A 12,829-nucleotide genomic window follows, 5' to 3' on the forward strand; every position below is an offset into this window, starting at 1 on the left:
GCGCGGTGGCGCCGGACAGGCCCTGGTGACGCGTCCTCACTGGTGCTTGTAGTGCTTGATCGACGAGTCCTTGGCGGCTTCGTCCGCGTAGCCCTGGATCTTCTTGATGGTCTCGGCGGGGGTCATCCGGCCCGCCATCATCTCGCCCAGACAGGAGACGCCGATCTTCTCCTTCTGGAGCTGCACGTACCAGTCCTGCATGCGCGGGTTCACCACGTTGTCGCCGGCCAGTTCCAGCGCCGCGACACCGGACTTGAGACCCGGGGTCAGCTCGATGCCGTCGGTGCCGCCGTTGTAGGCGCTCAGCGACTTCACCTTGCTGGTGAAGTTCTTGGAGGACTCCTCGCTGAGCATGATGCGCAGTTGCTCCATGCCGCCGGAGCCGTTGGCCGCCTTGGCGGGCACGATGAAGGGCTCGCCGCCGGAGGCCCAGATGGTGCCGAAGGGCATCTTGTCGCCGTCGTCGATGCCGGGCGGGGCGGAGACGGCGAGGCCGAAGTCGCCGGGGATGACCTTGGCCGACTCGTTCTCCACCCAGGAGCCGTTGGGGATGAACAGGGCGTCGCCCTTGGCCCACGCGGTCTGCGACTGGATGTGGTCCAGACCCGGGGTGCCCTTGAGGATGTAACCGCCCTTGTACAGCTCGTACCAGGCCTCGAAGACCGTCTTGACGGCCGGGTGCTTCCAGGCGTTCGGCTCCAGGTTGTCGATGGCGTCGAGCACCTCGCGGCCGCCGACCTTGCCGATCATCGGGGACATCGAGAAGGGGATGTAGTACGGGTACTTGCCGGCGTAGGTCCAGCCGGCCATGCCCTTCTTCTTGGCCTTCTTGCAGACCGCGATCATCTCGTCCCAGGTCTTGGGGTACTCCGCGTCCAGGGAGTCCAGGGCCTTCTGCGAGTACCAGTTCCCGTAGACCGTGTAGGCGTAGTACAGGATCCAGACCGGGTCGCCGTCGAACTGGCCCATCTCCACGATGCCGGGGCGCAGCGTGTCGCGGACCTTCTTGTTCGGGTCGTCGTAGGACGGGGCGTCCAGCAGCGGGGTGAGGTCGGCGAGCTGCTTCTTGCCGACCAGGACGCCCATGTCCATCTGCTCGGCGCCGGAGTTGTCGACGAGGTCGGGCGGGTTGCCGCCGTTGAAGCGGGGCTGCAGGGTGGACTGGATCTTCTGGGTGGCGGCGAACTTCACCTTGGCCTTCGGGAAGGCCTTCTCGTACAGCTTCACGGCGTCCTCGGCGTACTCCTTGCCGAAGCCTCCGTCGAAGAGGACGAACTCCATCTGGGCGCTGTCGTTGACCGCCAGCGGGTTCTTGGCGGACTTCTCGCCCGCCTCGGCCTTCTTCTGGTCGTCACCGCCGCCGCTCGCGCAGGCGGACAGGAAGCCCATGGCGGGTACGGAGACCAGGCCGAGCGCGGCGGACCGCTTGATCAGATCGCGGCGGCCGACGCCCGTACCTTTGTTCTCGGCGGAAGTGGATCCCATGCTCAAGTCCTCGCCTTCTCCAGGACTCAGGCGGTGAACCGGATCCTCCCCGGCACCGCGATCGGGTCGTGCTGGTTCGTGCTGGGCCGTGCTGGAAACGCGGGTACTGCTGTGCAGTCACCGATGCTCTCATCGCTGTCACTGCTGTTCGGGCGCTTGGGCGGTTCCTCGTCGCGGTTCCCCCCGTATCCCCCGGTGGCCGACAGGTATAGTCCACTTTCCGTTGGCGGAGCAAGATCGAATGCATGGTTCCCGGCACGTCTTTTCCGAGTTGAGACCTCCCGGAAATATGAGTGCCCCGCGTATCGCATGCCGGAGGAATCCCCGCCATAACCCCCGAACGCCACATCCAACACCCTTGACATCACTTGCCACTTGACCCCTACTGGTCCTTGCGCAGTTGAATTGACAACGTTGTCCCCAGCGCTGGGAGGGTGGCCAGGACATGCAGTACAGAGTTCGGCACAGATGGGGTCCGGCGGTCGTGACGGCGACCGCCTTCGCTTTGGCGATGGGCTCTCAGGGCGCGGCGGTCGCCCTGCCCGGCGCACCCGCGAAGGCCGACCGGGAGTTCGCGTCCTCGTTCGAGGCGGGCGACCCGGCTCCGGACTGGACCGACACCGTGGACACCGGCGCGGACGGCGGCAAGCGCGCCTCCGGGGTGGACGGCGGGTTCAGCACCGGCATACCGGGCAACGTCACCGAGAAGGTCACCGGGGTGCGGGCCAGCGCCGAGAACACGGGCGGCGGGGAGGTGAAGGAGAACCTCGTCGACAACGAACCGGGCACCAAGTGGCTGACCTTCGCCCCGGCCGGCTGGGTCGAGTTCGACCTGGACACCCCGCAGAAGATCGCCAAGTACGCGCTCACCTCGGCCAACGACCACGACGAACGCGACCCGAAGGACTGGACGCTGAAGGGCTCGTCGGACGGCGAGAACTGGCAGACGCTGGACACCCGCTCGGGGGAGTCCTTCGGCGAGCGTTTCCAGACCAAGACGTACGAACTGGCACAGACCGCCGAGTTCCAGCACTTCCGGCTGGAGATCACCCGGAACAACGGGGCGGGCGACGCCCTCCAGCTCGCCGACGTCCAACTGGCGACCGGCGACACCGAGGTCCCCGTCCCCGAGGACATGCTGACCTCCGTCGACGACGGCCCGGCGGGCTCGCCCACCGCCAAGGCGGACGCGGGCTTCACCGGAACCCACGCGCTGCGCTACGCGGGCCGCCACACCGCCGACGGCCGGGCCTACTCGTACAACAAGGTCTTCGACGTCGACGTCAAGGTCGACCGGCGCACCGAACTGTCGTACAAGATCTTCCCGTCGATGGCGGACGGCGACCTCGACTACGACGCCACGAACGTCTCCGTCGACCTCGCCTTCACCGACGGCACCTACCTGAGCGACCTCAAGGCCACCGACCAGCACGGGTTCCCGCTGACGCCGCGCGGTCAGGGCGACGCCAAGGTCCTCTACGTCAACCAGTGGAACAGCGTCGAGTCGGGCATCGGCTCGGTCGCGGCGGGCAAGACCGTCGACCGGATCCTGCTGGCGTACGACTCCCCCAAGGGCCCGGCGAAGTTCCGCGGCTGGCTGGACGACGTCGAGATCAAGCGGGCCGCGCCGGAGCGGCCCGAGGCCCACCTGTCCGACTACGCGCTCACCACCCGCGGCACCAACTCCAGCGGCAGCTTCTCGCGCGGCAACAACTTCCCCGCGACCGCCGTGCCGCACGGCTTCAACTTCTGGACGCCGGTGACCAACGCCGGTTCCCTCAGCTGGCTCTACGAGTACGCGCGCGGCAACAACGACGACAACCTGCCCACCCTGCAGGCGTTCAGCGCGAGCCACGAGCCGAGCCCGTGGATGGGCGACCGGCAGACCTTCCAGGTGATGCCCTCGGCCGCCTCCGGCACCCCGGACACCGGCCGGGAAGCCCGCGAGCTGGCCTTCCGGCACGAGAACGAGACCGCCCGGCCGTACTACTACGGCGTGCGCTTCGAGAACGGCCTCAAGGCCGAGATGACGCCGACCGACCACGCGGCGATGATGCGCTTCACCTACCCCGGTGACGACGCGAGCGTGATCTTCGACAACGTCGAGGACCAGGCCGGCCTGACCCTGGACAAGGAGAACGGCACCTTCACCGGCTACTCGGACGTCAAGTCCGGCGGCTCCACCGGCGCCACCCGCCTCTTCGTCTACGGCGAGTTCGACAGCAGGGTCACCGGGGGCGACTCCGACGGCGTCAAGGGCCACCTGCGCTTCGACGCCGGCCGGGACCGCACCGTGACGCTGCGCATCGCGACCTCGCTGCTGAGCGTGGACCAGGCGAAGGACAACCTGCGCCAGGAGATCCCGCGGCGCACCTCCTTCGACAAGGTCAAGCGCGACGCCCAGAAGCAGTGGGACCGCATCCTCGGCAAGGTCGAGGTCGAGGGCGCCACGCAGGACCAGTTGACCACGCTGTACTCCAGCCTCTACCGCCTGTACCTGTACCCGAACTCGGGCCACGAGAAGGTCGACGGGAAGTACCGCTACGCCTCCCCGTTCTCCAAGGCGGTGAAGGAGGACACCCCGACCGAGACCGGCTCGAAGATCGTGGACGGCAAGGTCTACGTCAACAACGGCTTCTGGGACACCTACCGGACCACCTGGCCCGCGTACTCCTTCCTCACCCCCACCCAGGCCGGTGAGCTGGTCGACGGCTTCGTGCAGCACTACAAGGACGGCGGCTGGACCTCGCGCTGGTCCTCCCCCGGCTACGCGGACCTGATGACCGGCACCTCCTCCGACGTGGCGTTCGCCGACGCCTACGTCAAGGGCGTCGGCTTCGACGCGAAGGCGGCGTACGACGCGGCCCTCAAGAACGCCACCGTCGTGCCCCCGTCCTCCGGCGTGGGCCGCAAGGGCATGGCGACCTCCCCCTTCCTCGGCTACACCAGCACCGAGACCCACGAGGGCCTGTCGTGGGCGCTGGAGGGCTACCTCAACGACTACGGCATCGCGAAGATGGGCGAGAAGCTCTACGAGGAGACCGGCGAGAAGCGCTACAAGGAGGAGGCCGCGTACTTCCTCAACCGCGCCCAGGACTACGTCAACCTCTTCGACGCGAAGGCCGGCTTCTTCCAGGGCAAGGACGCCAAGGGCAACTGGCGCGTGGACTCCGAGAAGTACGACCCGCGCGTGTGGGGCTACGACTACACGGAGACCAACGGCTGGGGCTACGCCTTCACCGCCCCGCAGGACAGCCGCGGCCTCGCCAACCTGTACGGCGGCCGCAAGGGTCTCGGCGACAAGCTCGACACGTACCTCGCCACCCCGGAGACGGCCTCCCCGGAGCTGAAGGGCTCCTACAACGGCGTCATCCACGAGATGGTCGAGGCCCGGGACGTCCGCATGGGCATGTACGGGCACTCCAACCAGGTCGCCCACCACGCCCTGTACATGTACGACGCGGCCGGACAGCCCTACAAGGCGCAGAAGAACATCCGCGAGGTGCTCCAGCGGCTGTACACCGGCAGCGACATCGGCCAGGGCTACCACGGCGACGAGGACAACGGCGAGCAGTCGGCCTGGTTCCTCTTCTCCTCCCTCGGCTTCTACCCGCTGGTGATGGGCAGCGGCGAGTACGCCGTCGGGTCCCCGCTGTTCACCAAGGCGACGGTGCACCTGGAGAACGGCCGCGACCTGGTCGTCAAGGCGCCGAAGAACAGCACGAAGAACGTCTACGTGCAGGGCCTGAAGGTCAACGGCAAGCGCTGGACCTCCACCTCGCTCCCCCACTCGCTGCTCGCCAGGGGCGGCGTCCTGGAGTTCGACATGGGCGCGAAGCCCTCCTCGTGGGGCACCGGCGAGGACGCGGCGCCGCCGTCGGTCACGAAGGGCGACGAGGTGGCCACCCCGCGCACCGACGCGATCACCGGCGCGGGCGCCCTGTTCGACAACACGTCGGGCACGGAGGCGAGCGTGACCTCCGTGGACCTGCCGGTGTCCGGCCAGGGCGTCAAGGCGGTCCAGTACACGCTCACTTCGCCGGCGGACCGGACGAAGGCGCCGGCCGGCTGGAAGCTCCAGGGCTCGGCCGACGGCACCACCTGGCGGACGCTGGACGAGCGCTCGGGCGAATCCTTCGCCTGGGACCGGCAGACCCGGGCATTCTCGGTGAAGTCGCCGGGCTCGTACGCCAAGTACCGGCTGGTCCTGGACGGCGAGCACACGCTGGCGGAGGTGGAGCTGCTGGCCTGATCCCGGGGGCGGGCACGGAATGACACTGCGGGGTACGCCGGTGACCGGCGTACCCCGCAGATGGTTGCACGTCCCACGTTGCGCTTGCGTACCTGTTCTGTACCGCTCTCGTCCCCGGCCGTAAATCTGATTGACCTGTGAACGACATGTGTAAGGATCACGAAGTATCCCGGGATCTTGCGGACTTATCCGTTCGTGGTCCCTTCCGCATGACCAAATGGAGGACCCACGTGGCCAAAACCTCCGGCCCGAACACGCGTCGCACCCTGGCACGTGCCACGGCTGCGGCGCTCACCGCCGCGCTGGTGGCGACCGGTGCGGGCAGCGCCGTCGCCGCGGACGCCCCCGTGCCGTCCGCGTCGAAGGCACCCCTCGACGTGAAGCCGTCGGACGCGTCGAAGTTCAGCACGGCCGACGCGCGGGGCTACGCCCCGATCAACGGCCTGTACGGCATGAACAGCGGCGGCTACCTGAGCAGTTACGCCCCCGACGGGTACGGCGGGCTCACCGGACGGTCCAACGCGGGCCAGGTCTCCCCGGACACCAAGTTCATCACGCAGGTGGACCACAACGCCGACGGCGAGTCCGACGGACTGTGGATCGTGGTCGACGGCCAGCTCCGCTACCTGAAGTGGGACACCACCGGCTCGACGCTCATCGGCAAGGGCTGGGGCATCTACGACCGGCTGCTGTCGGCCGGCAACCTCGGCGGTGCCGCGGCGGACGACCTGATCGCGCGGGACAAGTCCGGCGTCCTGTGGCTGTACCTCGGCTACGGCAACGGCAAGCTGACCCAGCGCTACAAGGTCGGCGGCGGGTGGAACGCGTACACCCACATCGCCGGCAAGGGCGACCTGACCGGTGACGGCAAGGACGACATCGTCGCCAAGGACAAGTCCGGCGTGCTGTGGCTCTACAAGGGCACCGGCAACTACAAGGCGCCGTTCACCTCCCGCACCCGCATCGGCGGTGGCTGGAACACGTACAACGACCTCGTCACCGTCGGCGACATCGACATCGACGGCATCACCGACCTGGTCGCGCGCGACAAGGACGGCGCGCTGTACGTGTACAAGGGCACCGGCAAGGCCGCCTCCCCGTACAAGTCCCGCGTGAAGATCGGCAGCGGCGGCTGGAACACGTACCGCATCCTGTTCTGAGCCGTACGCGGCGCCTCGTGAGGGGCGAGCGCGAGGGCCGCACCCCCGTCACCGGGGGTGCGGCCCTCAGCCGTTGTGCGCCGCCGCCTACTTGCGGATCAGGCTGCGCAGCACGTACTGCAGGATGCCGCCGTTGCGGTAGTAGTCCGCCTCACCCGGGGTGTCGATGCGGACGACCGCGTCGAACTCGACGCCGGTGTCGGTGGTGACCTTCACCGTGCGCGGGGTGGTGCCCTCGTTCAGCTCGGTCACGCCGGAGACGGAGAAGGTCTCCTCGCCGGTCAGGCCGAGGGACTCGGCGGTGCGGCCCTCCGGGAACTGCAGCGGCAGGACGCCCATGCCGATGAGGTTCGAGCGGTGGATGCGCTCGTAGGACTCGGCGATGACGGCCTTGACGCCCAGGAGCGCGGTGCCCTTGGCGGCCCAGTCGCGGGACGAGCCGGAGCCGTACTCCTTGCCGGCCAGGACGACGAGCGGGATGTTCTGCTCGATGTAGTTGCGGGAGGCGTCGTAGATGAACGACACCGGACCGCCGTCCTGGGTGAAGTCGCGGGTGTAGCCGCCCTCGGTGCCCGGCGCGATCTGGTTGCGCAGGCGGATGTTGGCGAAGGTGCCGCGGATCATGATCTCGTGGTTGCCGCGGCGCGAGCCGTAGCTGTTGAAGTCGCGGCGCTCGACGCCGTGCTCCGTCAGGTACTTGCCGGCCGGGGTGTCGGCCTTGATGGCACCGGCGGGCGAGATGTGGTCCGTGGTGACCGAGTCGCCCAGCTTGGCGAGGACGCGGGCGCCGGAGATGTCCTCGACCGGGGCCGGCTCCATGGCCATGCCCTCGAAGTACGGGGGCTTGCGCACGTAGGTGGACTCGGCGTCCCACTCGAAGGTGTCGCCGGTGGGGATCGGCAGTGCCTGCCACTGGGCGTCGCCCGCGAAGACGTCGCTGTAGGACTTGGAGAACATGTCCTCGCCGATGGCGTTGGCGACGACGTCGTTGACCTCGGCCTCGGAGGGCCAGATGTCCTTCAGGAAGACCGGGTTGCCGTCCTGGTCGGTGCCCAGGGCCTCCTTGGTGATGTCCACCTTCATGGAGCCCGCGAGCGCGTAGGCGACCACCAGCGGCGGGGACGCCAGGTAGTTCATCTTGACGTCGGGGTTGATCCGGCCCTCGAAGTTCCGGTTGCCGGAGAGCACCGAGGTGACGGCCAGGTCGTGCTCGTTGACGGCCTTGGAAACCTCGTCCGGCAGCGGGCCGGAGTTGCCGATGCAGGTGGTGCAGCCGTAGCCGACGAGGTTGAAGCCGACCTTGTCGAGGTAGGGGGTCAGACCCGCCTTCTCGAAGTAGTCGGTGACGACCTTGGAGCCCGGGGCGAGGGTGGTCTTGACCCACGGCTTGCGGGTCAGGCCCTTCTCGACCGCCTTCTTGGCCACCAGGGCGGCGGCGACCATGACGTACGGGTTGGAGGTGTTGGTGCAGGAGGTGATGGCCGCGACCGTCACCGCACCGTGGTCCAGCTCGTAGGCGGTGCCGTCGGGGGCGGTCACGCGGACCGGGTTGGACGGGGCGCCGTTCGGGGTGACGGCCGGGGAGTCGGAGGCCGGGAAGGACTCCTTGCCCGCCTCGTCCACGACGTCCACGTAGTTGAGGACGTCGGTCTTGAACTGCTGGGCGGCGTTCGCGAGGACGATGCGGTCCTGCGGGCGCTTCGGGCCGGCGATGGAGGGCACGACCGTGGAGAGGTCGAGCTCCAGCTTCTCGGAGAAGTCCGGCTCGGCCTTCGGGTCCAGCCAGAGGCCCTGCTCCTTGGCGTACGCCTCGACGAGGGCGACCTGCTGGTCGCTGCGGCCGGTCAGGCGCATGTAGTTCAGCGTCTCGTCGTCGACCGGGAAGATCGCGGCGGTGGAGCCGAACTCCGGCGACATGTTGCCGATGGTGGCGCGGTTGGCGAGGCTGGTGGCCGCCACGCCCTCGCCGTAGAACTCGACGAACTTGCCGACGACGCCGTGCTTGCGCAGCATCTCGGTGATGGTGAGCACCAGGTCGGTGGCGGTGGTGCCGGGCTGGAGCTCGCCGGTGAGCTTGAAGCCGACGACGCGCGGGATCAGCATCGAGACCGGCTGGCCGAGCATCGCGGCCTCGGCCTCGATGCCGCCGACGCCCCAGCCGAGGACGCCGAGGCCGTTGACCATGGTGGTGTGCGAGTCGGTGCCGACCAGGGTGTCGGGGTAGGCCTTGCCGTCGCGGGTCATGACGACGCGGGCCAGGTGCTCGATGTTCACCTGGTGGACGATGCCGGTGCCGGGCGGGACGACCTTGAACTCGTCGAAGGCGGTCTGGCCCCAGCGCAGGAACTGGTACCGCTCGCGGTTGCGGCCGTACTCCAGGTCGACGTTCTGCTTGAACGCGTCGTTGGTGCCGAACTTGTCGGCGATGACGGAGTGGTCGATGACCAGCTCGGCCGGGGCCAGCGGGTTGATCTTCGCGGCGTCGCCGCCGAGCTCCTTGACGGCCTCACGCATGGTGGCGAGGTCGACGACACAGGGCACGCCGGTGAAGTCCTGCATGATCACGCGGGCCGGCGTGAACTGGATCTCCTGCGACGGCTGGGCCTGCGAGTCCCAGCCGCCGAGGGCGCGGATGTGGTCGGCGGTGATGTTCGCGCCGTCCTCGGTACGGAGCAGGTTCTCCAGCAGCACCTTCAGGCTGTAGGGAAGGCGCGCGGAGCCCTCGACCTTGTCCAGCCGGAAGATCTCGTACGACTCGTCGCCCACCTGCAGCGTGCTGCGGGCGTCGAAGCTGTTCGCCGACACGACAGTCTCCTTCATTCATGTGCGCGTACCACCGCATCCTGCCGCCACGCCACCCCGGCCGATCCGCTAAGGTAAGGCTAAGTTAGGTAATCCTTACCACCAGACCCGAAACAGCGTGCGGCTGCGGTACGCCTCGGCAGATATCTCGATGTCGAGATAACTCTAGTACATGAGGGCGGTCCGGTCATGTCCGGGCGCCGTGTGGCGTGCGCCCGGACACCGTGCGCCCGCTCCGGGGTACCCGTGGCACCTGACCCCGCATCACCCGAACGGACCCCCCGAGAGGCGCGATCTCATATCTGAGATAGCCTCAACCCCATGGCAGACGACTACCTCGTACGCATCGGCAGGCTCATCCGTGACGCCCGGCAGCACCGCGGCTGGACGCAGTCACAACTCGCGGAGGCGCTCAACACCAGTCAGAGCGCCGTCAACCGCATCGAGCGCGGCAACCAGAACATCAGCCTTGAGATGATCGCCCGCATCGGCGAAGCGCTGGACAGCGAGATCGTCTCCCTGGGCTACTCGGGTCCGATGCACCTGCGCGTGGTCGGCGGCCGTCGTCTGTCCGGTGCGATCGACGTCAAGACCAGCAAGAACGCCTGCGTGGCCCTGCTGTGCGCCTCGCTGCTCAACAAGGGCCGCACGGTACTGCGCCGGGTCGCCCGCATCGAGGAGGTCTACCGCCTCCTGGAGGTGCTCAACTCCATCGGCGTGCGCACCCGCTGGGTCAACGACGGCACCGACCTGGAGATCGTGCCGCCGGCCGAGCTGGACATGGAGGCCATCGACGCCGAGGCCGCCGTGCGCACCCGCTCCATCATCATGTTCCTCGGCCCGCTGCTGCACCGCATGGACCGCTTCCGGCTGCCCTACGCCGGCGGCTGCGACCTCGGCACCCGCACCATCGAGCCGCACATGATCGCGCTGCGCCGCTTCGGCCTGGACGTCGCCGCGACCGAGGGCCACTACCACGCGGTGGTCGACCGCACCGTCCGCCCGGACCGCCCGATCGTCCTGACCGAACGGGGCGACACGGTCACGGAGAACGCGCTGCTGGCCGCCGCCCGCCACGACGGCGTCACCGTCATCCGCAACGCCTCCTCCAACTACATGGTCCAGGACCTCTGCTTCTTCCTCGAAGCCCTGGGCGTCCGCGTCGAGGGCATCGGCACCACCACCCTCACCGTGCACGGCATGCCGGTCATCGACGCCGACGTGGACTACTCCCCCTCCGAGGACCCGGTCGAGGCGATGAGCCTGCTGGCCGCCGCGGTGGTCACGGAGTCGGAGCTGACGGTCCGCCGGGTCCCGATCGAGTTCCTGGAGATCGAGCTGGCGGTCCTGGAGGAGATGGGCCTCGACCACGACCGCACGCCGGAGTACTTCGCCGACAACGGCCGCACCCGCCTGGTGGACCTGACGGTGCGCCCCTCCAAGCTGGAGGCGCCCATCGACAAGATCCACCCGATGCCCTTCCCCGGCCTGAACATCGACAACGTCCCCTTCTTCGCGGCCATCGCGGCCTCGGCGCAGGGCCAGACCCTCATCCACGACTGGGTCTACGACAACCGCGCCATCTACCTCACCGACCTGAACCGCCTCGGCGGCCGCCTCCAGCTCCTGGACCCGCACCGCGTCCTGGTCGAGGGCCCCACCCGCTGGCGCGCCGCCGAGATGATGTGCCCGCCGGCCCTGCGCCCCGCGGTCGTCGTCCTCCTGGCGATGATGGCCGCCGAGGGCACGTCGGTACTGCGCAACGTGTACGTCATCAACCGCGGTTACGAGGACCTCGCGGAGCGGCTGAACTCGATCGGGGCACAGATCGAGATCTTCCGGGACATCTGAAGCTTCTTAAGTAGGAGCAGCGCGAAAACCCCTCCTGACCTGGACAGATGCGGGACAGGAGGGAACTCGTAGGTGCCCCTGGGACTTCGACTTCCCGCTACCCGAGGGCGCCGCGGTGGATATCGGTATCGGTCGCCGCCAGCACCGCGACCCGAGTCCGGGTGGGATCGAGCACGGCGAAAGCCAGGTCCGAGGTGTCATGGTGGAACCAGTCCGTGAACGCCATGAACCGCAGCCACCGGTGGTCCGCCGCGCGCCTCACCGCTTCCAAGAGGGGTACGCCGGTGGGCAACCCCATGAGCGCGTAGAAGCTCTCCCAGGCATACAGCCGCGCGTACGCACCGCCCTGCCCCTGGCCGTTCACTCCGCCGACGTAGGAAGTCGAGAAGAGTTCGTTGAGAACATCGTCGGGTGTCGTCGCGCAGGCGAGAGCGCTTCCCCGGCGGCTGCCCTCACCTGCCAGGCAGCGCAGGGGAAGTTCTTCGATGAAGGAGATGCCGAAGTCGTCGGGGCTGAGCGGGCTCGACAGCGTGAAGAACCGCGCCTCGGGCTCACGGGCCCATCCGCCGGCACGGAAAGGTCGGACGGCCGTGTTCGCCCGGACGTCGTCTCGGGCGTCCCTGGCACCGCGGCCGGCGACCGCACCGCCGTCGGTCGAGGGAGCCTCCGGGAAACGCGACCGGAGCTGCTTCGCGGTCTTGATCGGCCCCAGTCCCCGGACGCGAACGGTGAACCGGTGCTCGATGTCCAGTCGTGTCCCGGGCAGCCGAGCCAGTGGGTGCCCCAGCTCACGCAGCTTTTCGGCGTACATCTCGAGGGACCGACGGCCACCCCCCGAACCGATCAGCGCCAGCTCTCCGAGGAGACAGGCCCGTAGGTCGACTGCCGGAGCCGAAATCCCGTCGGGCAACTCGCGGAACAAAGGCTCGATGTCGCGCAGGTGCTGAGCCTTGACCAGCTTCGCAGCTACGGAACGCAGCAATCGATCACCTTCGCCGTGGGACATGACCCCGCCGGGCAGCAGCCGGCCCACGATGTCCGCCGCAAACATCACACAGTCCCGTGAACGCGTGTCGGCGAGGGTCTCGGCGATCCGCGCGACGGTTCGCGCCGCGGAGGCTCCATGGGACCCGTCGCCGGCCGTGCAAAGCCGCACCGCCGCCTCATACATTGCTTCCGGTGCGAGCTCGGCCTGATACTGCGACTCCTCCCGGCGATGCCGATCGGGACAGCTGTCGCCAGGCGTCTCTTGGTTGTGACTCACGCCCCGAGTCTACGA

General features: G+C 68.3%; 6 protein-coding genes. 3 read left to right on the forward strand and 3 right to left on the reverse strand.

From position 1 onward, the window contains the following. Positions 1–36: 36 nt before the first annotated feature. Complete coding sequence (gene ngcE / locus IG88_RS0127525) at positions 37–1,485, reverse strand: N-acetylglucosamine/diacetylchitobiose ABC transporter substrate-binding protein (RefSeq protein ID WP_031046713.1); 1,449 nt, start codon at positions 1,483–1,485, stop codon at positions 37–39. Positions 1,486–1,930: 445 nt separating this feature from the next. Here ngcE and IG88_RS0127530 point away from each other — a divergent pair, with 445 nt between their 5' ends. Beyond that, the gene (locus IG88_RS0127530; protein WP_031046716.1) at positions 1,931–5,737 is read left to right on the forward strand and encodes a GH92 family glycosyl hydrolase; all 3,807 of its coding nucleotides are present in this window, start codon (positions 1,931–1,933) and stop codon (positions 5,735–5,737) included. Between the two features lie 230 nt (positions 5,738–5,967). Next, on the forward strand, positions 5,968–6,897 hold the full coding sequence (locus IG88_RS0127535) for an FG-GAP repeat domain-containing protein (protein WP_031046718.1): 930 nt from the start codon (positions 5,968–5,970) through the stop codon (positions 6,895–6,897). A gap of 87 nt (positions 6,898–6,984) precedes the next feature. On the opposite strand, the gene acnA is transcribed toward IG88_RS0127535, so the two are convergent. Next, positions 6,985–9,702 (reverse strand): aconitate hydratase AcnA, encoded by a 2,718-nt coding sequence (gene acnA, locus IG88_RS0127540; protein WP_031046720.1) that lies wholly within the window; start codon positions 9,700–9,702, stop codon positions 6,985–6,987. A 318-nt stretch (positions 9,703–10,020) separates the two neighbouring features. On the opposite strand from acnA, the gene IG88_RS0127545 reads away from it, so the two are divergent. Continuing rightward, complete coding sequence (locus IG88_RS0127545; protein WP_030404418.1) at positions 10,021–11,550, forward strand: helix-turn-helix domain-containing protein; 1,530 nt, start codon at positions 10,021–10,023, stop codon at positions 11,548–11,550. A 97-nt stretch (positions 11,551–11,647) separates the two neighbouring features. Here IG88_RS0127545 and IG88_RS0127550 read toward each other — a convergent pair whose 3' ends face one another. Further along, positions 11,648–12,814: a DUF6183 family protein gene (locus IG88_RS0127550; RefSeq protein ID WP_031046722.1), complete on the reverse strand. Its 1,167-nt coding sequence runs from the start codon at positions 12,812–12,814 to the stop codon at positions 11,648–11,650. Between the last annotated feature and the right edge of the window lie 15 nt (positions 12,815–12,829).

The sequence above is a fragment of the Streptomyces sp. NRRL F-5650 genome (assembly GCF_000721365.1).
Lineage (GTDB): Bacteria > Actinomycetota > Actinomycetes > Streptomycetales > Streptomycetaceae > Streptomyces > Streptomyces ardesiacus.